We start from the raw sequence: 25,201 nt of genomic DNA on the forward strand, positions 1-25,201 counted from the left end.
CAGTGGTGATTACTGCGCTGCGGCTTGTTTATCCAGTACGGCACTGATTTTATCCATCAGTTGCTTATAGCTCTGCACACCGCCTGCAATATAGAGCGAGGCAGAATCAAGATAAACAATCTGGTTTTTTTGCCATGCTTTGGTTTTATGAATCAGCGGGTTATCGAGCACTTGCTGTGCCGATTGCCCTTCAGTCCGGCCAATCGCGTTGTCGCGATCCAGCACAAACAGCCACTCCGGGTTGGCATTCAAAATGAATTCTGAGGTCACCACATTGCCATGACGGCCTGACTCGGTGAAGGTCGCCGCAGGTTTGAAGCCTAGCTCATCAAAGACAAAGCCAAAACGGGAGCCGGGGGTGTAGGCAGACATTTTTCCGCCACTGACCATCATCACCATAGCAGAACCCGCGTTAGCCGATTTTTGCTTGATCTCATTGATCTGTTGGGTAAATTTACCTAGCAGCGCTTTCGCATCGTCCTCTTTACCAAAGATGGAGGCCAGTTGCTCCGTACGCTGAGTCAGGCTCTGAGTAAAGTGCTGGGTATCGATATCCAGTGAGATGGTTGGCGCGATGGCACTCAGTTTGTCATAAGCATCTTGAGCACGGCCACCGGCAATGATCAGGTCAGGTTTTGCCTGACTCAGTGCTTCATAGTCAGGTTCAAACAGTGTGCCTGCGTTCAGATACTCGGAACCACTGTACTTGGATAAAAATGCGGGAAGATGCACGCTGGTCTGCGGGACACCCGCCACTTTAATGCCCAGAGCATCGGCTGTATCCAACACGGAAGGGTTCAATATGATCACTTTTTGCGGGTTGATCGGAACCTGAGTAGTCCCCTGAGCATGTTCAATACTGATTTTTGCTGATGCTTCTGGAGTGGTTGCAGAGTCATCACAACCGGTCATCGCCACAGTGGCTGCCAGTAATGACGAACATAAAGCCAGACGTAATCGCATTTTCTCTCCTGAAAAGTGGGAATGTAGATATCCTTGAGTGCTAACACAAATGATTTGCATTACTAATCTCGGGAATAATACCTATCTCTTCCAGTGATGAACAGGTTAAAAAAACACTTTAATCTGACGCTTACACCTATCTCGTGCAAATCTCACACAGTTACATGACAGTTTTGTGAACAATCTCTAAAGATTTAATAATTAGATTGATCTATCTACGCGGGTAGATACACTAAAAAGGAAGGTAAAGATTAATGTCTGCTTATGTTTCATTATTCAGCCTCTTTTATAGCCTAAATAATTCGAGTTGCAGGAAGGCGGCAACTGAATGACAAATCGGTCGTAGACCGTTTTGAACAGCATTTATGCTAGCCCGCAGGGTGAGTCTCAAAGAGACTCATTAATCCCAAAGAGCTTACCTGAGTCAGTGACTGGGGTGAACGAAGGCAGCCAACGCACATGCAACTTGAAGTATGACGGGTATAGTCAGCTTATCTCAGTGGCCGAGTGCAGGATGAATAACCCAACAGACATTAATACGTGAACATGATGCTTCAACACCAGGGGAACCTTTTTAATGACTTCACTCAATAGCTCGACGGCAGACAATGCTCCATCAGAGAGCATGGCTGCGGAAGAGCGTCTGGCTACGCCCGAAGGTCGCAAAGATTTTTGGCGCGCAACCTTTTCATGCTGGCTCGGCACCGCCATGGAGTATGCAGACTTCGCACTCTATGGTTTAGCTGCTGGCATAATATTTGGTGACGTCTTCTTCCCTGAAGCAACACCGGCGATTGCCTTGTTATCCAGCTTTGCGACCTACTCTGTCGGCTTCATTGCTCGCCCCATTGGCGCACTGTTGTTCGGCAGATTAGGTGACCGCAAGGGCCGGAAGGTGGTGATGATTACCACCATTACCTTGATGGGGGCCTCCACCACCCTGATTGGTTTAATCCCAAGTTATGCCTCAATTGGTTTATGGGCACCTGCCACGCTAGCCTTTTTGCGCTTTATGCAAGGGCTGGGGGCGGGTGCTGAACTCTCTGGCGGTGCGGTGATGTTGGGGGAGTATGCCCCGGCCAAAAGGCGCGGTTTGGTCTCCTCCATTATTGCCTTAGGCTCGAACAGCGGCACACTGCTGGCAGCACTGGTTTGGTTGTTGGTGTTGCAGATGGACAAACAGAGCCTGCTTGATTGGGGCTGGCGTATTCCGTTCCTCTCCAGCATCTTAATCGCCGGTGCCGCGCTGTTTATTCGCCGTCATATGCGTGAAACCCCTGTCTTTGAGCGCCAAAAATTGGTGCTGGAACAGCAGCGCCAACAAGCGCTGGAGCTGGGTCGTGAGCATGTCGCTGAAGTGGATAACCGCAGCTTCTGGCAGCGCAGCAAATCATTCTGGATCATGGTGGGCTTGCGTATCGGCGAGAACGGCCCCTCCTATCTGGCTCAGGGCTTTATGATTGGCTATGTCGCCAAAATTTTGATGGTGGATAAGTCAGTGCCGACCACGGCCGTGTTTATCGCCTCCTGTCTCGGCTTCCTGATCATTCCACTGGCGGGTTATCTGTCGGATCGTTTTGGTCGCCGCATCACCTATCGTTGGTTCTGCCTGCTGTTGATTATCTACGCCTTCCCGGCATTTATGCTGCTAGACACCCGCGAGCCGATTATCGTGATGGGGACTATCATTGTAGGTATGGGTTTGGCATCACTGGGGATCTTCGGCGTACAAGCAGCATGGGGTGTTGAGTTGTTTGGCGTGACGAATCGCTACACCAAAATGGCCGTGGCCAAAGAGGTCGGCTCAATTCTGTCCGGCGGCACAGCGCCACTGATGGCGGCAGCCATGTTGACCTTCACCGGGCACTGGTGGCCAATCGCCCTCTACTTCGCCTTCATGGCAGGGATTGGCTTCGTCACCACCTTCTTTGCCCCTGAGACACGCGGACGTGACCTTAATTTGCCAGAAGATGCGATTTAATCCCGAAAACGGTATTCGCAATATTCTGTGAAGAAAATGAAGAAAGTGCCTGTTATTCCCAGTAAAGTGCCTATATTGCCACTTTTACTGGGGATTTCCCCGTGGATAACCCCTTCAGGGATGTTTGGCCGCTATTTTCAGATTAAGTAGGTAACTTTGGTCAACCGTATTACACGTTCTGATGTGGCCCGCGAAGCTGGCACCTCGGTGGCAGTCGTGAGCTATGTCATCAACAATGGGCCACGTCCGGTTGCAGAAGCCACCAAACAGCGGGTGCTGGCTGCCATCGAAAAAACCGGCTATCGGCCTAATGGGATCGCCAGAGCATTAGCCTCCGGCACCACGAAAACCTATGGTCTGGTGGTGCCCAACATCTCAAACCCATTTATCTCCTCAATGGCCCATGCCCTACAACGCGAAGCCTTTACCAACGGGCAAGTGTTGTTACTGGGTGACGCTGGTGACTCTCGTCAGCGCGAGCTAGAACTGATTAACAATCTGCTGCATCGTCAGGTGGATGGCCTGCTCTACACCAGTGTTGATCGCCACCCTTATATCGAGCTAATTCAGTCTACGGGTACGCCCTTTGTGATGCTCGACAGAGTTGATCCGGCGCAGCAAGTCTGTGCTATTCGCGTGGATGAGCGGGCGGCAGCATTTCAGGCGACCCAGCATCTGATTGAGCATGGTCATCGTGACATCGCCATTATTTGCGGTCCGCTGGATATGCTCAATACTCAAGATAGGGTGAGTGGTTGGCGCGATGCCCTGCTACAAGCAGGATTAGTCGTGCGCGATGAGTGGATTTTCTCGACTTCTTATACCCGCCCAGGGGGTTATCAGGCGGCACAGCAGATGCTAAAAGGGCCGTTGCCGCAAGCGCTGTTTGCCACCAATGAATTACAAGCCTTTGGCTGCCTACGGGCGATGGCCGAACAGCATCTGACGGCCCCCAAGGATCTGGCGCTGATCTGCTTTAATGGCACCATCGAATCGGAATTTAATGTGCCGTCATTGACCACCGTACGCCAGCCCGTGGATGAGATGGCAAAAACCGCCATCGAGATGCTGAAAAACTGGACCGGCGCGCCCGCGATTCGCGAATTCAATTTTTCGCTGCAACTCGGAGAGTCCTGCGGCTGCACCAGACGTCAAAAAGATTCGTTTCCAACATAAAAAAGATAAAAATAATATGCGTTTAATTATTGATTGTGACCCAGGAAATGGCGTGCCCGGCGCCAATGTCGATGATGGTTTAGCTCTGGCACTTGCCATCGCGGCTCCGGAAATTACCTTAGAATTGATCACCATCGTGGCGGGTAATACCCCAAGCGAGGTGGGGTTCTCTGTTGCCCATGATTTAGTCAACCGTCTGGGCTTGAATATCCCCATTATTCGAGGAGCCTCACAGGCGCTGGTTGAACCGGCAGCTCCTTGGCGCGACAAACTGGATAATGGCGCAGCTAAAAATGGCTTAACGGCACTTTGGCAACAAACAGCGCGCCCGCCGCTGGTGGCATTGAATGCCCCATTGGCGGCCCATGCGATGGGTGAATTGATCTGCAATAATCCCGGCGAGATAACCTTGGTGGCGATCGGCCCGCTGACCAACATCGCCCACGCCATGCAGCTCTATCCGCAATTGGCCTCATCGGTGGCGGAAATTGCTATCATGGGCGGCGTTTTTAATGTCGATGGCTACCTGAAAGACACCAATTTTGGCCTCGATCCTGAAGCGGCCCATGTGGTGCTAACCAGTGGGGCCAATATCACGCTCGCGCCGTTGGATGTCACCACCCAGACCCAACTGCTGCATCAGGATTTGGATAAAATCGCGCAAATTGATTCGCCGCTCAGCCGCTATCTGGTGGAGACGATCCGCCCTTGGATCAGCTACTCCATGCAAACGCGCCAACTGCCGGGGTGTTGGGTGCATGATGCTTTGGTGGTCGCTTGGTTGCTGGATAAAAGCATCGTAACCACCAGCCGTGACTACCTTGATGTGGCGCTCGAAGGGGCGCTGACCCGTGGTATGACTTTGCGCTTCAGCCCCGAGACTTTGCGTTTGGATGTCGGTATCCCTGCGCCACAGGGCAAACCGGTCACCCTGCTGCAAACGGTTGATAATAAAAAGCTCTTGGATACCTTATATCACCGCCTAAGTCACTATCGTTAGTCTGGTTGAACACCGGTTAGCCCGATATCAGCTATCATATCTATCCATCGTGGGGCTTTTCGACTGTCGGGCGGCCCCAACTTAAATAGGATCTGACTTAAATCAGTGTAAGACTACGGCCTTACCCTCACTGAGATTAACTATGCTGACACTGCTTCACCTGCTCTCTTCTGTCGCCCTACTGGTTTGGGGAACACACATCGTCCGCACGGGTATCATGCGGGTTTATGGCGCGGATTTGCGCCGAATTCTCAGTGCCAGTATCCAGAAAAAACCGACCGCGTTTATTGCCGGGATTGGCGTGACCGCACTGGTGCAGAGCAGCAATGCTACCGCGCTGCTGGTGATCTCGTTTGTCTCGCAGGGGCTAATTTCACTGTCGCCCGCACTAGTGATTATGCTGGGTGCCGATGTCGGGACTGCACTGATGGCGCGGGTGCTGACCTTTGATCTCTCTTGGCTATCGCCCTTACTGATTTTGAGCGGGGTGATTATCTTCCTCGGGCAGCGCAAAACCCGCATTGGTCAGATGGGGCGCGTGGGAATTGGCCTTGGGCTGATTATTCTGGCGCTGCAACTGATTGTTACCTCTGCTGGGCCGATCACCCAAGCCACCGCCGTGCAGGCCATCTTCTCCTCCCTGACTGGCGACACCATTTTGGCGCTATTGATTGGCGCACTGTTCGCCATGGTCAGTTACTCCAGTCTGGCCGCCGTGCTGTTAACCGCCACCTTGGCCGCCACGGGCTTGGTGCCACTGAATATCGCCCTGTGCATTGTGATTGGCTCGAATCTGGGGAGCGGTTTACTGGCCCTGATCAGCAGTCGCGGGCAGAACGCCATCTCCCGACAAGTGGTGCTGGGGAGCTTATTATTTAAACTGATCGGCTGTATTTTGGTCCTGCCATGGGTCAATACCTTAGCGCAATGGTTGCTCAGCCGTGACCTCCCTGCCGCCGAAGTGGTCATCTACTTCCACGTATTCTATAACTTGATTCGCTGTTTACTGATGCTGCCATTGGTGGAAGTGATGGCGCGCATCTGTAGCCGGTTAGTCAGCGATGATCCCAATAGCGCCCAGCCCTCGGCCCCGCGCTATCTGGATATTACCGCTATCGACACGCCATCATTGGCCTTGGCTAACGCCGTGCGGGAAACCCTGCGCATGGGCGATGTGCTGGAGCAGATGCTCTTCCGCTTTAAAGAGGTGCTCGAAGGCAACAAGCAGCAAAAACATGAAGTGGGTTTACTGGAAGATGAAGTGGACATGCTGTACAGCGCGATAAAATTGTATTTGGCGCAAATTCAGCAAGATGAGTTGGGTGAGATTGATTCACGCCGCTGGGCGGAGATCATCGACACCACCGTCAATCTCCAACAAGCGGGCGATATTATTGGCCGCATGACCGCCGATGTCGCCGCCAAATCGCTCAATGCCCAGAAGCCCTTCTCGGCCGAAGGTTTTGAGGAGCTAATGACCCTGCATACTCGGCTGGTGGCGAATCTGGATTTGGGCATGTCGGTGTTTTTATCGCGCGATATCAATAACGCCAAGCGCCTGCGTCGTGCCAAACACCGTTTCCGTTTGATCAACCGCCGCTACTCTCACTCCCACGTCGAGCGCCTGCATCAACATAATGTCCAGAGCATTGAAACCAGCAGTCTGCATATGGGGCTGTTAGGGGATATGAAGCGCTTAAACTCGCTGTTCTGCTCGACCGCCTACCATGTGCTGGAAGTGCAGGAAGAGTCTCTGGATTAAGCGAATTCAGCCCATAAAAAACGGCACATACCTAATAATATGTGCCGGAGATTATTGATTACGTGCCAGCGGCGGAGAGAACAGTCAGATCGTAAAGACGCCGTCAATCCGTCCCTGGAGGCTCGAGCCGCGCCATCCCTGGCGCGGACGCTTTACTCTTCTGACTGTCCTCACCGTTTCAGATCGAGTCATTGGGGTTTGCTATCAATCAGCGGCACAGACCTAGAGATAGGTGCCGCTGATGATTCATCACCACTCATTTCAGTTAGAAATTATATTTCACCCCTAACGTGATGCTGCTGTCGCTGTAGCCATTATTGCCCACTTGCTGGCCCACATTACCCCACAGACTCAACTTCGTATTGACCTGACCTTCGACCCCCACCTTCAGTTCAGCCACATTGGCGGCCCCGGCTTGTTTCACCGTCATGCCATCCAGTGTGGTGCCGAAATCTTTGGTGTTATGAATCCAATTGGCTTCAACATACGGCTTAAATGCCGGCACCTTGGCTTTTTCGGCGGTCGGGATTGGGCTGATAAAGGCCTTCACCCCCAGACGCATTTGGATATTGTTATTACCCTCGCCAGTCACTACCGTCCCATTGGTTTCAGTATGAGAATCGGCTTTCACCCCCATCCACACCACTTGGGCTTTAGGCTGAATAAAGTAATTTTGGTTAGCGCTCTGGCCCACTTTGAAGGCATAGCCGCCCTCAACTGACGCGGTGAATCCTTTCGAGTCATACTTCTCGGTTTCTAAGCCTTCGCCACTGACCTGATTATTAAACCAGCTATATTGCAACCAAGAGTCAACATAAGCCCCCGTCTGTTCCTGCCCTTGCTCAAACCATGTGCCATACATGCCAACACTGTAGCCATCTACTGAGCCAGTGGAGCGATATCCCGTCCCTTGTGCCACCGTAGAGCTGCTGCTGTTGCCATAACCGGCCATCACCCCGACGCGCCACAGATCCTGATTATTGCGGCTCCATTGCGCCACATCACCGCCCAACTGCATCACATAACGGTTATCCTGCGTTTTCAGCTCACCGCTGTCATCACGGGAGCGATTATGGCTGCCCTGATTACGTAACCACAAACTGGTGCTTTTCACTTCACCGGTAAAGACATCGGTATAGAGTGTTTCACCGGAGCGATCCGCCAGACTGCTGACAAACAGGGTGTTCGCTGCTGCCAAATTCGCGGTGTAGCTGGCCGGTTCAGGGCGACGCTCATCCGCTTGCGTCCGCAGATACCAGTCGCCATCCGCAGGTGAGCTGACACCGCCTTGATACAGGAAGTACTCATACGCGCCCGCCACCGCACGGCCATTCAGGGTAAACTGCCCCGCAGAGTCACCACCGACATCAATGATTTTGATGCCCTCAGCAGTCCGCGCCCCATTACCGCCAATATTGTTCACCGTGACGAAACTCTGCCCAGCGGTATTGCCGGTAATCAGCAGCCGATCCGTGATGGAGGAGTCGCCCGCCAAAACAGTGTTGAAGACCACAGTGCCATTGTCGCCAGTATAATTACCGTCAATAGTGAAGGTTCCGAACGCGCCGCCCGTTAATGCATTTGGCATAATCAGGTTGCCACGGTTCTCCACATTCCCGGTCACTTGGCCGTACCCGCCGAGTGACCCCGTGCTGGTAATCAGCACATCACTCACCAGATTGACGGCATTCGACGCCAGTGTCGCCACCAGTGAACGGGCCAAAGGTGACTCATTCACCGTCAGGGTGGATATTGCGGGTGAACTGCCCAGTTGCAGTAACCCATTTTCAATCGTCGTCAAGCTGGCACTGACAGTACCACTGTCAATCTTCACCGTGCCGCTGCCGCGTTTAACCAAAGTACCGCTACCGCTGATACTGTTGGTGAAATCCCAGAGTGACGCCGTATCCAAGATCAACTCGCCGCTGTTGGCGACACTGCTGCTCCCCAGATTGGCGGCACTATTGGCGGTCAACACCGTCCCAGCATCCGTGGTGAAGAGGCCCGAATAACCGCTATTGTCCGCCGCCAGTTGGACATTGGCACTGTTGGTGAGCTGAACATTGCCGCTACCCGCCAGCGCGTTCAGCAACGCCCCACTGCTACTGTCCAGATTCAGCAAGCCGTTATTGTTAATCGCCCCCGAACCTAGCCCTTGGACCTGATACAGATGGGCCGTCGCGCCACTGGCAATATCCGTGCTGCCCGTAAACCCACTATTACTTTCAGTGATACTCAGTAGGCCGCTCGTCAGATCCAGCTCACCACTGCCCGTCAATGCGCCATCAACCTGCCCGCCATTGGTGACGGTGAGCTTGCCACTATTGAAGTCCAGTGTGCTGCCGATTTCGGTCAATAACTGGCCCACCGTCTGCTGAGTCCCGTTGAGATCAACACGGGTCGCAGTGCTCATCGCCAACTGGGAGGTTTGCCCCAGTGCCGAATCCGCCTCCAGACGGACATTGCCTGAACGTACCCAGGTCGCGCCAGTATAGCTGTTGGTTGAGTTCGATAATGAGGCGATGCTGCCGTCATTGGCGGAGACAAACGCCAAGTCGCCGCTGCCCGTCACCTGAGCAGAGAGGTCATTCGACTGCAAGCCATTGTTCGCCAAGGTAGCGGTCAATATCAGCGCGTCATTACCGGTAGCCTGTAGCTCCACCGCATTCAGCCCATAATTGACGTATAACCCATCAAAAGCGGTCCCCGTCGTCAGGCCATAATTAAACGAGCCAAGTGCGGCAGGTGAGAGTGCGCCGGGGTTAGAGATAGACTGATAAACAGTCGCGCTCAATGGGTCGCCTAACTCATCGGATAAGGTCAGCTCATGCCCGGTGCCAGTGGCGGCACCCGTCGCCAAGGTCACGATAATCTCCCCTTCATCCAGTTGCATTACCGACAAACCGCCCAGATCTGGCGTGACATTCGCCGGTAAATTCACCCGAACATTGCCGCCCCCGGTGGTATCGATGCTATTCGCCGCGAGAGTCCCCAACGAGCTGATGACGCCGGAGTTATCCACCAGATTATTCAACAGCAGCGTACCGCCATTAAGCGCCAGCCCCCCGATATTCTGTACGCCGTCAGCCACCGACGCGAGACTGCCGCTGGATAATTTCAGCGTCGAATTCGTCAAGGCCGATGTATTCAAGCCACCAATATTGAAGGTGCTATTTTGCAGATTCACGGTGCCGCTAAAGGCACCGCCGACGGAAGAGCCGAAATCAAATGCGGTACTGGCATCATTTTTCGCCACATTCAGGGTGCCGCTGCCCGTCAGCGCATGGTCAAACAGCGCGATATCATCCAGATTCAAAGTGGCATTGGTGATATCTACCGTGACATCACTGCCCACGCCATTGGTGCTGGTCAAAGTCGCGTTGCTGCTGTCGGTGACCTGCAACACGCCACTGCCCGTGACGGTATTGGCAAAGGTGCCGTTAAAGCCGCTCAGCGCCAGAATATCCTGCGCCCCCGCCAGTGCAATCGTGGCCGCCGCCCCCAGATTATTGGTTGAGGCCACGGTCAGCTTGCTGCTATCCGCCAGCGCATACTGGCCGGAGAAGCCGCTGTTATCGCCCGTGAGTGACACATTCGCGCCATTGTTGATATCCACGGTGGAATTCGCCACGCCACTCAGCACATTGGCGATGGTGCCACTGAGTCCATTGAGCACCAGATGTGAAGTGGCAGTATCCAGATTCACGGTTGCTGTCGAAGCCCCGAGATTGCTGGCCTGCGTCACCGTCAGTGCACCCGCCGCACCAATATGGTGAGCGCCGCTAAAGCTGTTGGTGCCCGTCAGGGTCACGGCGGCAGAAGTGTTGATATCCCCGCTGCCGCTCAGCACATTACTGAATGCTGAGTTCGCCCCCGCCAGATTCAAATCACCCAGCACATTAATCGCGCTGCTGCCCAGTGTCCCCGCCCCGCTCAAGGTGGCAGAGGCCCCCGAAGCAATCAGCGTTTGGCCGCTTAAGCCGCTGTTTGCGCCCGTGATTGCCAGATCGCCGCCATTGATATTCAGGTTACCCGCGCCAGTTAACCCGCCAGTTGCGGTGGAGGTGCCGCCTGCATTCAAGGTCAGTGTACCGCCAGCCAGATTCAGGATATTACTGTTGGTCATCGCCCCGGTGCTGGTTAATGCCCCACCACTGCCCAAAGTGACTGTCCCGGCATTGGTCAGTGCGCCCACGGTTTGGCTATGGCCATTGATATTGGCCGTAGCACCGCTGGCGACATCCAATAATGAGGTCGCACCGAAAGCCCCATCAGCCCCGAGAATCAGCTCTCCGGCATTGACGGTGGTCGCGCCTTGGTAACTGTTATTGCCGTTTGCCAAAGTCAGCGCCCCATTAGTGGCATCCACCTGCAAGCCACCCACGCCAGAGACCAGCGCATTCAGCACTTTATTCGAGGTGGTGCTGCTGTCGGTTGCCAGCAACAGAGCATCGGTACTATCAGTTAACAGTTCCAGTGCGCTCAGGCTGTAGTTGACATACAAACCATTGCCGCCGCTGCCGTTGCTGCTGGTCAGGCCGTAGTTATGAGTTGCGTTGGCGACCGCCGTCCCGCCCTGCAAGATGGAGGAGATCACCCCTTGCGAGCCGGAGGTGACGGAGGTGCCGTTGATCATCAGATCCAGATCGTTGGCATTGCCGCTCACACTGCTGGCGTTGATGAGCTCCAGCATAATGTCGCCGCGATCCTGATCGAGAATCGACAGATTCGGTGCTGTCACCGGGTTCTGGTTGGTCCAACTGTCCGTGCCAGTCACACTGATGGTGCCGCTGTTGAGCGCCAGATCATCGACTGTCAGCACACCGCTGGCCTCTGATTGTGGGGCTGCGCCATCAAAGATCAGGGTGCCGCCACTCAGATCCACATTATGCAGGGTGCGGTCATCAGTGCCGACGGTGGTGACGTTATTCGCCGACAACTTCAGGGTGGCACTTGCCAGCGCGGCGCTATTATCCGCACTTAACGCAAAGGTCGAGTTGCTCAGATTTACAATGCCGCTAAAGGCACCGCCGACCGAAGAGCCGAAATCAAATGCGGTGCTGGCATCATTTTTCGCCACATTCAGGGTGCCGCTACCCGTCAGCGCATGGTCAAACAGCGCGATATCAGCCAGATTCAAAGTGGCATTGGTAATATCCACCGTGACATCACTGCCCACGCCATTGGTGCTGGTCAGGGTGACATCACTGCTGTCGGTGACCTGCAACACGCCACTGCCCGTGACGGTATTGGCAAAGGTGCCACTAAAGCCGCTCAGCGCCAGAATATCCTGCGCCCCCGCCAGTGCAATCGTGGCCGCCGCCCCCAGATTATTGGTTGAGGCCACGGTCAGCTTGCTGCTATCCGCCAGCGCATACTGGCCGGAGAAGCCGCTGTTATCGCCCGTGAGTGACACATTCGCGCCATTGTTGATATCCACGGTGGAATTCGCCACGCCACTCAGGGCATTGGCGATAGCACCACTGAGTCCACTCAGCACCAGAGCTGAGCTGGCATCATTCAGATTGACGGTTGCGGTCGAGGCCCCGAGATTGCTGGCTTGCGTGATGGTCAGTGCACCATCAGTACCAATGTTGTGCGCGCCGCTAAAGCTGTTGGTGCCGGTCAGTGTCACGGCGGCAGTAGTGTTGATATCCCCGCTGCCGCTCAGCACATTGCTGAATGCCGAGTTCGCCCCCGCCAGATTCAAATCACCCAGCACATTAATCGCGCTGCTGCCCAGTGTCCCCGCCCCGCTCAAGGTGGCAGAAGCCCCCGAAGCAATCAGCGTTTGGCCGCTTAAGCCGCTGTTTGCGCCCGTGATTTCCAGAGCGCCGCCATTGATATTCAGGCTACCCGACCCAGTTAACCCGCCAGTCGCGGTGGAGGTGCCGCCCGCATTCAGGGTTAGTGTACCGCCAGCCAGATTCAGAATATTGCTGTTAGTCATCGCCCCGGTGCTGGTTAATGACCCGCCACTGCCCAAAGTGACTGTTCCGGCATTGGTCAGTGCGCCCACGGTTTGGCTGTGGCCGTTGAGATTGGTTTGAGTCGTCGCTGCGGTGGTTAATGCCGAGGTCGCCCCTAGCGCATTATTGCTGCCCAGATTCAGAGTGCCGCCATTCACTGAGGTGCTGCCAGTGTAATCGTTGGTGGCATTGCTCAAGGTGAGTTCGCTGTTATCCGCGCCGATAATCAGATTGCCTACCCCTGTCAGTTGCGCCAGCAGGGTGCTATCCGGATTCAGTGCACCATCTGACGTTAGGGTTAAGCTTTGACCTAACAGCAGCTCTAACTGAGTCAGCATGGTGGTCAGATTTAAGCCGCCGCCAACCCCCGAAAGCGCATAGTTATACAGTGCCAGCGCAACGGTATTGCCTCCCTGAACAATGTCCTTACTGGCTCCACTCCCCAGACTATCGCCATTGATATCCAGCAATGTCAGTTGTGCCAACTGCTCGGCTGTTAGGGTATTACTGCTGTCAATAAGCTGGACGGTAACACCACTGTTCTGATCCAGTAAGTTACCGCCCGTGGTGAGGGTGGGATCAACGCGAATCGAGCTGTTGCTAGTCACCCCAAATGTGCCCGTGGTGATTAAGCTACCCGTACCAAATGCCGCCGTGCCGCCATTAAGGATGAAATTACCGACCGTCTGATTACTGCTATCGACGAGCACTGCCGTCCCCGCAGAGGCGATAAGTGAGGCGTTGCTCAGTGCACCGCTGTTCATACTATTCAGCGTGAAGATACTGTTTTTCATATCCACAGTACCGGCGAATGCCGTGCCAGTAGTGCTGGCAAAGTTAAAGGTGTTGGTCGCAGCATCAATGTTCAGTAGGCCGCTGCCCGTCAGGGCATTGGCAAACAGTGCAATCGCATCCAGATTCAAGGTGGCATTAGTGATATCCACCGTGACATCACTGCCCACGCCATTGGTGTTGGTCAGGGTGACATCACTGCTGTCGGTGACCTGCAACACGCCATCACCTGTGACGGTATTGGCAAAGGTGCCGCTAAAGCCGCTCAGCGCCAAAATATCCTGCGCCCCCGCCAGTGCAATCGTGGCCGCCGCCCCCAGATTCGTGGTGGAGGCCACGGTCAGCTTGCTGCTATCTGCCAGCGCATACTGGCCGGAGAAGCTGCTGTTATCGCCCGTGAGTGACACATTCGCGCCATTGTTGATATCGACGGTGGAATTCGCCACGCCACTCAGGGCATTGGCGATAGCACCACTGAGTCCATTGAGCACCAGATGTGAGGTGGCACTATCCAGATTCACGGTTGCTGTCGAAGCCCCGAGGTTACTGGCCTGCGTGATGGTCAGTGCACCATCAGTACCAATGTTGTGCGCGCCGCTAAAGCTGTTGGTGCCAGTCAGTGTCACGGCGGCAGTAGTGTTGATATCCCCACTGCCGCTCAGCACATTGCTGAATGCCGAGTTCGCCCCCGCCAGATTCAAATCACCCAGCACATTAATCGCGCTGCTGCCCAGTGTCCCCGCCCCGCTCAAGGTGGCAGAAGCCCCCGAAGCAATCAGCGTTTGACCACTTAAGCCGCTGTTTGCAGCCGTGACTTCCAGATCGCCGCCATTAATATTCAGGTTACCCGCGCCAGTTAACCCGCCAGTTGCCGTGGAGGTACCGCCATTAGTCAGGGTCAGCGTGCCGCCGCCCAGATTGACAATACCAGCATTGGTCAGTGCGCCCACAGTCTGGCTGTGGCCGTTGAGATGAGTTTCGGTCGCTGCCAAGGTGTTTAACGCCGAAGTCGCCCCCAGCGCATTATCACTGCCCAGATTCAGAGTGCCGCCATTCACTGAGGTGCTGCCAGTATAATCGCTGGTGGCATTGCTCAGGGTCATGGCGCTGTTATCCGCGCCGATAATCAGATTGCCTGCACCCATCAGTTGCGCCAGCAAGGTGTTATCGCTATTCGCCGCGCCAGCGGAGGTGAGGGTTAAACTTTGACCCGAGATCAAGGCTAACTGGGTCAATATTGAGGTCAGGCTCAAACCACTGCCCGCGCCAGAGAGGGCGAAATCATAGATTGCCTGCGCAACCGTATTGCCCCCTTGCACCACATCAACCTCAGTATCAGCACCGAGGCTTTCCCCCATGATTTTCAGTAATGTCAGTTGCGCCAACTGGGCATCTGACAAAGTATTCGTGCTGTCAATGAGCTTGGCTGAACTGCCGTCGTCCTGATCGAGTAAATTGCCCCCGGTGGTGATGGCGGTATCCACCCTGATGTCGCTGGCGCTGGTGACCGCTAATGTGCCAACAGTCAGTAAACTGCCATCTTCAAAGCCGACACCGCCTCCGTTGAGGATCAAATGACCGACGGCTGAGCTGCTATCAACAACCCCCACCCCGCTTCCCGCAGAAGCCACCAGAGAAGCATTGCGTAATACATCGGCATTATTGCCATACAGGGTAAAGAAACTGTTTTTCAAATCCACAGTACCGGCGAATGCCGTTCCGGTATCAACACCAAAATTGAAAACATTATTGGCGGTATCAATATTTAATAATCCCGTTCCCATCAGAGAATTATTAAATGTAGTCATGCCATTCAGATTCAGAGTGCCATCAAGTGCAAGGTTGCTCGTTCCCAACTGATCACTATTACTTGCCGTTAAGGTGCCATTTTGATTGATCTGCCAATCACCGGCAAAAGCACTTGCCTGACTCAAGATGACATTGGCCCCATCCTCAACAGTGGCCAAACCATCCCCCGCCGCGACATGGCCTAATGACGCATTCAGAGTGCCATTGAATGTGCTGCCAAACAGTAAATCACTGGAACTATCAATATTAATCGTCCCACTACCCACATTATCTTTGGAGGAGAGTCCTATCTGGCTACTAGTCAGATTAATATTGGCAAAACCCTGTAGTGAATCCGTCGCCCTCAAAGCGTCATAAGAATTATTGAAATTAAGGGTATTGTTCCCTGAGCCAGCATTGAGAGAACCTAAATAAGTACTGCCCGCCGTCATGCCATTGATAGTAAAATTATCATCGCCCGCACCGGTATTAATGGTTGAAACTTGAGCACCATTCTCAATCGTGACGTTATTACTCCCGTCCCCTAGATTAATCGTGCCATTACTCTCCGAGCCACTCCCCAGCACCAAGGAGTCATTACCAGAACCCGTGGTTAATGTTCCATTTAATATCGAATTATTATTGATGATATTCGCAGCGGCTCCAGCAAAGGTGACCGCACCATTAATGGTGCCGTTGTTGGTCAATGTCTTCGCTGTTGTACCAGTAAAACTGATCGCCGTCGCACCTGTCGCGTTGATCAGGCTGTTGGTACCTATGGTGGTTGTGGTCGGAGTGCCATCAGCCACTTGCAACCCGATGCCCGCACTATTGGTCACATTGATGTCCAAATAGGCATTACTGAGATCGACCCCACCAACAGAAGTGACGCCGATGCCCGCACCTGTCACATTAATAATGTTATTGCCATTGACACTGTTGGCAAACGTCAGACCCGCCAAGCTATTGAGGGCCGTGCCCGCTACCGTGTTGAAAGTGACATGGTTTAACAGCAGATTGACGCCCACATTTTTGGTGAAAGCCGCCCCAGTGCCATTGAGATTCAGAATCACATCAGCCAATGTATGATTGCCACTGGTCCCCGCAAAGGTTAATCCGCTTGCAGCACCCGTGGTGGCGATCGTCCCGCCCACCAAGTCCAACACCGCATTAGACAAAACGTTAATACCGGTTCCGCCAGAGGCATTAATCGTGCCGCCAGTATTATTAACACTGATGGTTTTCGCTGGCGTCGAGGAGACCGAGATACCCGCCGATGTGCTGTTAATAGTGCCCGCATTGGTGATATTTACCGTCCCAGCACCAGAACTGGCGACACTGATCCCGGTCGCTTTTCTGATTGTCCCCTGCGCCTCATTGCGCACGACCACATCGCCTGTTGAGCCACTGACATTAATCCCTGTACCTGCGGTGGTATCTAGCGAGCCATCAGAGATAGTTGCCGCTGAACGGATGTAAATTCCCCCCGTCCCTGTGGTTTTGCTGGCATTAATCCCATCATTGGCCGCTCCAGCGGCAACAACCAGATTTGAACCTGCGGCCAAGTTATATACCACATCGTTATTCGAGGCCGGGCCATTGTAAATATAGGAAGTTGAAGTGGTACTGGAGGCATTGCTGATAACATCGCCCGCCAAATTATTCATGTTAATCACAGCGCCAGCGCCAAATAAGCCGGTAGCCGTATCATATGAACCTATCTGTACGCCATAGTTAGCAAGCCCCAACGGATTCTGTCCATCGATGGTCAGGCTTAATTTGGCACCATCATCAATCATAAAGTTATACGAGGCCACATCCACGCCAACAATACCAAGACCATTCGTCAACCGCGTACCGATAATATTAACATCGGCACCACTGGCAAAATGGAGCACGCTATTCGCTGCTGTATCATTACTCCAGAATACCGCCGGATAATTAGGGTTGTAGATCCCCGTTAAGTTGAAAGTGCCAGTAAAGGAAATATTGCTCGCTAATACCGCTTGTCGATAAGTCCCGAAATTCAAGGTGATAGGTTGGGTAATATTGCCAAATATCACTTTACCAATACTATTGGGTGTGGCCGCAGCGCTATCAAATCCCATCGCAACCAATTTGCCATTGGGCACTGAGTTGATGTTATCCAACGTCACGTCTAATCGAGTCGTGGGGTCTTGTACATACACTAGTCGGGAAACGATGCCGCTGGTGATCGCCAGTGTTGAGCTAATATCATTAAAGTTGGTGAGCAAGAATGTGGCATTCTGCTGACTCCAAGCCGCATTGTTGGTGGTTCCCGCCAACATGTTAAAAGCAAAATTCGCAAACTTTAAGTCATATCCGCCCCCATCAATCACCAGATTCTGCCGAGCATTGGTGGCTTGGTTGACGGTGATCCCCCCGGCATAAACGGTTGAAAGATCGATGTTTGCGGTTAATAGAATCGTGGTTGCGGTACTTCCCGCTCCTGCACCACTTAATGCAGTGGCTAAACCTGCTGCGGTTGATACCGTCACACAGCTCCCCGCCATCGCAGCACAATCAGCAACACTGATCGCAAAAGCGGGTTGAACACCGAATACTCCCATCAAAGCGGCCGCTAAAAGGCTGATTCTGACAGGGAGCAATGAACTGGAGAGATCAGAGGAAGATTGAGAGTGGGAAATCCGGCGGGTTGTTTTTGATTTTAGTTTTCCTTTGGCAAATTCACCGACTGCAACCCATATATTTAACGACACATTCCAAATAACTTTAAAAATTTCATTCATATAGATCCTTAACAAATAATTTTTGTCAAAAAATAGTGGGAAAACCGCATGCTTTTATCCCTACAACAAAAATAAATTTGTCATATAAGGATTTAATAAATAAGCGATTCTCTTAACTCAACAAGGGCGTAATAAGCAAGCGACAAGCCGCTCAGATAATAAAATCATGTTTTATTATCTGATTTTTATGAAATAGGAAGACAAAAGTCACCCGCCGCAAATTTTAATAACACGGAACTATTTATACGGTTAATTAGATATTAGGACAATATCCAGCCAGTGAGGAAATATTTTGTCATAAGTCAATTAATAGACGTTTAACTCTAGATAAAAGAACAAAAACAGAATTAAACTCCAACTTAAGTTAGATCGTAAACTTTAAAACCAAATACGTGTAATTTTATAGTTATAAGTTTTTATTATCGTTTTTATAAAAAAAGAATATTCGCAAAATAAGTAGGAATTTTCGTACCAAACGTTCAATTTCATTCCTACAAAACATTCAGAAAATAACTCAATCAGACAAATTAATTGAAAAATTAAGAGTAGAGATTAGCACAAATAAAAAAGAATGGTTTATATATCCATACGTTGTAAATAATAGAATTAAGCGGGGGGTGATAACTCGAAGAAATAACATCAGTTATATTTATTAAATAATCATCACTGGGTAGAGTGCCCCGGTGGCATACCAAACTTGATGGCACTCGGAGCAGTATTAAATTTTGTGATCATCAATTGTGATGAGATCTACTTTTTCAACTGTAATGTGGTCATACAGGTTTGACTCTCAGTATGGGTGGCAAAAGGTGATACCGCCTTAAGCCCCTGATAGCTCACTTCAATGGTCCCTTCGGTATTACGCGGTAGCCACACACCAATAAAGCCATTTTGATAGCTGGTGAGCTTATCTTGTAGGATCACTTTTCCCGCATTATCGGTAATCTTCACATCAAATGCTGTCTCCGCCATTTCACCACGGCAACCCGATAAACTGTGATTAAAGCAAGGGTGAGTTTGATTCACGAAAGGCGCAAATGAGAGATAAAATTTATCACCCAGCGGGAAAGTGAATTGCTGTTGCCCATCCGATAATTTGAGTTCTGTGCCGGTTATTGATGCCGAATAGGGCAAAGGCCGTGCTTGTTTCGACTGATCAATCGCCTCAACCATCTGCTCAGGGGTTTTCCCCGCTAACCCCTGTTGAGCCAGAAATTCATTTTGTGTGGTAGAGGTAGATTGCGCTAAAGCAAAATGACTGAAGGTGACAGCGGCTAAAGCCACAATGGCGAGTCGGGCTGCGGAAGCGAAGGTCTTATTCATTGTGAGGGTCCTTTCGATAAAAGTCATAACATCAATATAAGTCACAACAATCTAAGCCCTCCCCTTGGGGGAGGGTCAAAGATAGATTTGAATAGAAAGGTAAGTGATTGTATAGAAATGGTTTTTATTGATTTAAATCAAATTTACACTGTGATGTTCCGCACAGTGCTGATTAATTAATATCGGGATGTTGAGCAATCAGATTTTTGCGCTTCTTCTCCAGTTCCGCTATTTGCTGATCAATATCGTCAATATTCTGTTCGATATTGTCATGGTGCTCCTGCAATATCTCTTTCGCTTCTGCCCGATCTGATGCGGCTGGCGTCGCCCCTTTCAGCGGCATATTCGCCGTCTCCTTCATAAATATTCCCGTCACCAGACCAATAACCGCCACCACCATCAGATAATATGCAGGCATATAGAGATTTTGGGTGGTTTCAACCAACCATGCTGCTGCCGTGGGGGTCAGGCCAGCCACCAGCACTGAGACATTAAAAGCGATCGCCAAAGCGCTGTAACGAATATGCGTTGGGAACATGGCCGGTAATGTTGAGGCCATCACGCCGGTAAAGCAGTTAAGTAGAATCGCGATAATCAGCAAACCACAAAATATCAAACCGATAATGCCGCTATTAATCAAAATAAAGCTGGGGATCGCGAGAATAAACAGCCCAATGCTGCCGATAATAATAAAAGGTTTACGACCATATTTATCACTCATTAACCCCATCACCGGCTGGATAAATAGCATCCCAAGCATAATGGCGATAATGATCAAGACGCCATGATCTTCAGAGTAGTGCAGGCTATGGGAGAGATAGCTCGGCATGTAGGTCAATAACATGTAATACGTAACATTGGTTGCCATCACAATGCCGACACAGATGGTCAGATTCTTCCATTGCTTGGTGAGAATCTCGCGGAAAGAGACTTTCGGTGGTTCGGCAATGCTGTTGCGCGAGTCGCTATCAATCTTCTCCACATGCTGTTGGAAGGTCGGCGTCTCTTCAAGTGCGTGGCGCAGATAGATGCCAATCAGCCCTAAGGGTGCGGCGATGAAGAAGGGTATCCGCCATCCCCACTCGAGAAACTGGGCCTCCCCCACAATGCTGGAGATCAGCAACACCACCCCAGCCCCTAAGACGAAACCAGCAATCGAGCCAAAATCGAGCCAACTGCCGAGGAAACCGCGTTTTCTGTCTGGCGAATACTCCGCAACAAAAATCGCCGCTCCAGTATATTCGCCCCCGACAGAGAACCCCTGCGCCAGTTTTGCCAATAACAGCAGTATCGGTGCCCAGATGCCGATCGAAGCATAGGAGGGAATCAAACCAATACAGAAGGTGCTGACCGACATAATAATGATGGTGACGGACAGCACTTTTTGCCGCCCATATTTATCGCCCAAGGCACCAAAAAATAGGCCACCAAGGGGGCGGACCAAGAAAGGCACCGAAAAAGTGGCCAGCGCGGCGATCATCTGGATACCGGGGTCAGCGCCGGGGAAAAAGACCTGACCGAGTGCGAAGGCGACGAAACCATACACCCCAAAGTCAAACCACTCCATGGCGTTACCCAACGCCGCAGCCGTGATCGCTTTCTTCAATTTGGTGTCATCAATGATGGTAATATCATTGATCTGCATAGGTTTAATGCTCTTTTTTCTGAGTCCCATTTTTCTTCCTTATTTACCCTGTAGTGCCACGATGTAAAGCCAACCCCACTCATGAGGGGAAATACCCGTTAGGGTTAAAAACTTTATAGGAGGTTTATAAGAATAGTTGTAAAAGAGGGAGATGTGTAGGATAAATCGCCCCTAAATCATAAGAATGGCTAATTGAACAAAATCCAATTAGCCACGGATAAGGCGGAAATTAGGGGGTTGAGGTAGAGGTTTACCCGTGATTTCAGTAAAATTTATTGTCGATCATCCTGATTGCTGCCACCCCTCAGAGCAGAGGGCTAACACGCCCCTGCAAGGCGGGATTATCACTCTCATCTTTGAGCTGCACACCGGATAGACGCCGCTGAAAAGCCTGCTCTAACAGCCATGCTAACTTAAAGGCCGCCTGCGGATAATCCAATCCCTCGGGGCGGATATTAGAGATACAGTTGCGCTCGGATTCCAGCCGCCGCGTGTTCGGCCCCCACGTCATGTAGATTCCCAGACTGTCCGGTGATGAGAGTCCCGGCCTTTCACCAATCAACATCACCACAGCTTTGGCTTGCAGACATTCACCCGCATCATCCCCCAATGCCACCCGCGATTGATGCGCCAAGACAATCGGCGCCAGCGACAAACCGAGGGTGTGCACATAGGGCAACAGCGCCACAATCAGCGGGACCGCTTGCCGATGCACCGCCTTCGATGACAATCCGTCGCCAATGACCAACAACAGATCTGCCTGCTTTTCAGGCCAGCTCGACAACTGATCATGACTTTGCGACGAGAGTTTTCGCCCCAGATCCGGGCGGCGCAGATAGGTTGAACGATCCGGCGCGGCACTGTTGACGGTAATGGTCCGCAATCCCAATGCCGCCAACGGGCGGGCAAGATCTTCGCTGATAAAAGGCTGATGCACTGCATCACGGGCCTGCGCATGGGCCAGCCCAAATTTGAGCAATTCAGTGGTCGGCAGACTGGCACCCGTGCGCCCCAGCGCAATTCGCGCCGCCGTAAACTGCCGCAGCGCTTCCCACGGGTTGTGATGGATCAGGTCTAGCTCGCGGCGACTCATCAGAATACCTCCATATAGGGGAGCTGTTTCAGTAATGGATGGCTCATCGCCGCATCCCGTAGCTGCCCCTGCCCATCCATAATGTGCATTTTCTCCAGCCACCGACCAAACTCAGGCGCATGTTTCAAGCCGAGCAGTTGGCGGATATAGAGCGCATCATGAAAAGAGGTGCTTTGATAATTAAGCATGATGTCATCAGCACCCGGAATTCCCATCATGAATGTCAGCCCCGCCGTCCCCAGCAGAGTCAGCAAGGTGTCCATATCATCCTGATCCGCCTCCGCGTGATTGGTGTAGCAGACATCACAACCCAGCGGCACGCCCAGCAATTTGCCGCAAAAATGGTCCTCCAATCCGGCGCGAATAATCTGCTTGCCGTCGTAGAGATACTCCGGCCCAATAAACCCCACCACGGTATTGGTGAGCAGCGGCGAAAAGTGGCGAGCAATAGCATAAGCGCGGGCTTCGCAGGTTTGTTGGTCAACACCAAAATGAGCATTGCCGGAGAGGCAACTGCCCTGTCCGGTCTCGAAATACATCACATTGTCGCCTACAGTGCCGCGCTTGAGACTCAATGCGGCCTGCTGTGCTTCTGCCAACAAAGCGAGGTTGATGCCAAATCCGGCATTCGCCGCCTCACTGCCCGCAATGGACTGAAACACCAAATCCACTGGCGCACCGCGCTCAATCAGCTTAATGGTGTTGGTGACATGGGTGAGCACACAGGATTGCGTGGGGATCTCAAAGCGGCTGATCACATCGTCCAGCATATAGTTCAGTTTCTCCAGCAGTGGCAGGCTGTCACTGGCCGGATTGATGCCAATCACCGCATCGCCACTGCCATACAGCAAGCCATCAAGCATACTGGCGGCGATGCCCGGTAAACTGTCCGTCGGGTGGTTGGGCTGTAGCCGCACACTCAAGTGGCCGGGAAGACCAATGGTGTTACGAAATTGGGTGATGACACGGCACTTCTTTGCCACCAGAATCAAATCCTGATTGCGCATGATTTTACTCACCGCCGCCGCCATTTCTGGGGTGATGCCCGCACTGACCTGCGCCAGTGTTGCACTGTCGGTGTGTTCACTGAGCAGCCAGTCACGAAAATCCCCCACGGTGAGATGCGCGATCGGAGCAAAAGCGGGTCTGTCATGGTGATCAATAATCAGCCGCGTCACCTCATCCTGCTCATAGGGAATCAGCATCTGCTGTAAGAAAGTTTTTAGCGGTAGATCGGCCAGTGCCATGCGGGCCGCCATGCGCTCTTCTGCTGTTTCTGCTGCGACACCCGCCAGATAATCCCCCGAACGCGCAGGCGAGGCTTTCGCCATCAACTCCCGCAGGTCGCCAAAGTGATAGTTGCGATGACTCAACGTGGTCTGATACATAACGCGTCCCTTAACTCAGCAGGCAGCCGCAGCCGCCTGAATAATGATGACCTCTACACCACGAGTAAACTCACTCGGCACCACTCAACTGCGGATCGAATGCCGCCGCCGCGCGCGAACGGTGGGTTAAGCGGAAATAAATATAACCAATGAACATCATTCCGGCGAAAATCAGCGCCAACAGGGGGTTGTAATAGATCATTGCGACCAGACACACCACCGCCAAGGCCAGCGCCAGTGCCGGAGCAAATGGGTAGAGCGGCGCAGAGAAAGGGCGCACCAGACGCGGCTCGGTTTGTCTCAGCTTAAAGAGTGACAGCATGGAGATGATGTACATCACGATGGCACCAAATACCGACATGGTGACAATATTTGCCGTCAGTGGCATACCGCCAATCACGATAAATGAGTCAGAGAAAATCGCCGTAATCCCCACTACGCCGCCAGCCAGAATCGCCAGATGCGGGGTGCGGAAACGCCGATTCACTTTTGCCAACGGCTTAGGCAGATACCCGGCGCGAGCCAGAGCAAAGATCTGGCGCGAATAGCCCATAATGATGCCGTGGAAGGAGGCAATCAGACCAAACAGCCCAAGCCACACCAGCATGTGCAACCAGCCACTGTCACTGCCGACAATGATTTTCATGGCTTGCGGCAAGGGGTCATTGATATTGGAGAGTTTCGTCCAGTCGCCGACCCCGCCAGCAAAGACCATCACGCCGAGCGCCAGCACCACTAATGTCAGAATGCCGCCGATAAAAGCGCGCGGGATGGTGCGTTGCGGATCTTTGGCCTCTTCCGCCGCCATTGACGCGCCCTCAATCGCCAGAAAGAACCAGATAGCAAAGGGTATCGCGGCGAAAATCCCCGATAATGCGCCGATATTGAAGGTATCCGACCCCGACCAGCCGCCTCGGACAAAGTTGCTGATCTCAAAGCCCGGTGCCACCACGCCCATAAAGACCAGCAGCTCAAAGATAGCCAGTATCGTGACTAATAACTCAAAGGTGGCGGCAATGCTGACACCCAGAATATTCAGCGACATAAATATCAGGTAAGCACCCACCGCCACCCATTTAGGATCAATGGCGGGGAATTGAACATTGATATAAGCCCCAATCGCCATCGCAATGGCCGGAGGGGCAAAGACGAATTCAATTAAGGTCGCGAGGCCGGCAATAAAACCGCCAGTGGGGCCAAAAGCGCGGTGCGCATAAGCAAAAGGGCCGCCCGCATGAGGAATCGAGGTGGTTAATTCGGTGAAGCTAAAAATAAATGCCGTGTACATCGCCGCCACGCCAAGTGCAGTAAACAGGAAGCCCAATGTCCCCGCCTGTGCCCAGCCGTAGCTCCAACCAAAATACTCGCCGGAGATCACCAACCCAACGGCAATCCCCCATAATTGAAAACTGCCCAAGGTGCGTTTTAATTCCGGTGCTTGTTTCGCCTGTGACATACCTTATCCCCATCAAAGCCATTAAACGGTAATCGTGCGGTCTAGGGATAAAGCAAAGTTTGTACCAAATAGGGGACGCCCGCGAATGGGCAGA

11 protein-coding genes are annotated in these 25,201 nt (G+C 52.4%); 4 read left to right on the forward strand and 7 right to left on the reverse strand.

Annotated features, from left to right (window positions below; all coding sequences use genetic code 11):
- Nucleotides 1-9: 9 nt before the first annotated feature.
- Nucleotides 10-963, reverse strand: coding sequence for a siderophore ABC transporter substrate-binding protein (locus HRD69_RS01490; protein WP_004876016.1), 954 nt, complete (start codon nt 961-963; stop codon nt 10-12).
- Nucleotides 964-1,540: 577 nt separating this feature from the next.
- On the opposite strand from HRD69_RS01490, the gene HRD69_RS01495 reads away from it, so the two are divergent.
- From HRD69_RS01495 to HRD69_RS01510, 4 genes are all read left to right on the forward strand, one after another.
- Complete coding sequence (locus HRD69_RS01495; RefSeq protein WP_004876015.1) at nt 1,541-2,944, forward strand: MFS transporter; 1,404 nt, start codon at nt 1,541-1,543, stop codon at nt 2,942-2,944.
- Between the two features lie 207 nt (nt 2,945-3,151).
- Complete coding sequence (locus HRD69_RS01500) at nt 3,152-4,120, forward strand: LacI family DNA-binding transcriptional regulator (RefSeq protein WP_032815015.1); 969 nt, start codon at nt 3,152-3,154, stop codon at nt 4,118-4,120.
- 16 nt (nt 4,121-4,136) lie between these two features.
- Entirely contained in the window at nt 4,137-5,120 is a 984-nt protein-coding gene (locus tag HRD69_RS01505) for a nucleoside hydrolase (protein ID WP_004876012.1), read from the forward strand.
- A gap of 142 nt (nt 5,121-5,262) precedes the next feature.
- On the forward strand, nt 5,263-6,882 hold the full coding sequence (locus HRD69_RS01510) for a Na/Pi cotransporter family protein (protein WP_004876011.1): 1,620 nt from the start codon (nt 5,263-5,265) through the stop codon (nt 6,880-6,882).
- Between the two features lie 265 nt (nt 6,883-7,147).
- Here the strand turns inward: HRD69_RS01510 and HRD69_RS01515 are convergent, their stop codons facing one another.
- The 6 genes from HRD69_RS01515 to eat form a co-directional block, all read right to left on the reverse strand.
- Complete coding sequence (locus HRD69_RS01515) at nt 7,148-18,202, reverse strand: autotransporter outer membrane beta-barrel domain-containing protein (protein ID WP_172984590.1); 11,055 nt, start codon at nt 18,200-18,202, stop codon at nt 7,148-7,150.
- Between the two features lie 750 nt (nt 18,203-18,952).
- Entirely contained in the window at nt 18,953-19,525 is a 573-nt protein-coding gene (cueP, locus tag HRD69_RS01520; RefSeq protein WP_004877483.1) for a copper-binding periplasmic metallochaperone CueP, read from the reverse strand.
- Nucleotides 19,526-19,697: 172 nt separating this feature from the next.
- Nucleotides 19,698-21,200, reverse strand: coding sequence for a glycine betaine/L-proline transporter ProP (proP, locus tag HRD69_RS01525; protein ID WP_032815458.1), 1,503 nt, complete (start codon nt 21,198-21,200; stop codon nt 19,698-19,700).
- 274 nt (nt 21,201-21,474) lie between these two features.
- Entirely contained in the window at nt 21,475-22,263 is a 789-nt protein-coding gene (eutC, locus tag HRD69_RS01530) for an ethanolamine ammonia-lyase subunit EutC (RefSeq protein ID WP_032815456.1), read from the reverse strand.
- On the reverse strand, nt 22,263-23,651 hold the full coding sequence (locus HRD69_RS01535; protein ID WP_004877478.1) for an ethanolamine ammonia-lyase subunit EutB: 1,389 nt from the start codon (nt 23,649-23,651) through the stop codon (nt 22,263-22,265). The genes eutC and HRD69_RS01535 overlap by 1 nt, the downstream gene beginning before the upstream one ends.
- Before the next feature lie 70 nt (nt 23,652-23,721).
- Nucleotides 23,722-25,107, reverse strand: a complete 1,386-nt coding sequence (gene eat, locus HRD69_RS01540; RefSeq protein ID WP_004877476.1) for an ethanolamine permease — start codon at nt 25,105-25,107, stop codon at nt 23,722-23,724.
- Nucleotides 25,108-25,201 lie beyond the last annotated feature (94 nt).

The sequence above is a fragment of the Yersinia mollaretii ATCC 43969 genome (assembly GCF_013282725.1).
Taxonomy (GTDB): Bacteria; Pseudomonadota; Gammaproteobacteria; order Enterobacterales; family Enterobacteriaceae; genus Yersinia; species Yersinia mollaretii.

What these genes read in the sequence shown, in the direction of transcription:
- HRD69_RS01495 (WP_004876015.1), top strand. Translation starts at nt 1,541, where the DNA reads ATGACTTCACTCAATAGCTCGACGGCAGACAATGCTCCATCAGAGAGC.
- eutC (WP_032815456.1), bottom strand. Translation starts at nt 22,263, where the DNA reads ATGAGTCGCCGCGAGCTAGACCTGATCCATCACAACCCGTGGGAAGCG.
- HRD69_RS01505 (WP_004876012.1), top strand. Translation starts at nt 4,137, where the DNA reads ATGCGTTTAATTATTGATTGTGACCCAGGAAATGGCGTGCCCGGCGCC.
- proP (WP_032815458.1), bottom strand. Translation starts at nt 21,200, where the DNA reads ATGGGACTCAGAAAAAAGAGCATTAAACCTATGCAGATCAATGATATT.
- HRD69_RS01535 (WP_004877478.1), bottom strand. Translation starts at nt 23,651, where the DNA reads ATGTATCAGACCACGTTGAGTCATCGCAACTATCACTTTGGCGACCTG.
- HRD69_RS01515 (WP_172984590.1), bottom strand. Translation starts at nt 18,202, where the DNA reads ATGAATGAAATTTTTAAAGTTATTTGGAATGTGTCGTTAAATATATGG.
- cueP (WP_004877483.1), bottom strand. Translation starts at nt 19,525, where the DNA reads ATGAATAAGACCTTCGCTTCCGCAGCCCGACTCGCCATTGTGGCTTTA.
- HRD69_RS01490 (WP_004876016.1), bottom strand. Translation starts at nt 963, where the DNA reads ATGCGATTACGTCTGGCTTTATGTTCGTCATTACTGGCAGCCACTGTG.
- eat (WP_004877476.1), bottom strand. Translation starts at nt 25,107, where the DNA reads ATGTCACAGGCGAAACAAGCACCGGAATTAAAACGCACCTTGGGCAGT.
- HRD69_RS01510 (WP_004876011.1), top strand. Translation starts at nt 5,263, where the DNA reads ATGCTGACACTGCTTCACCTGCTCTCTTCTGTCGCCCTACTGGTTTGG.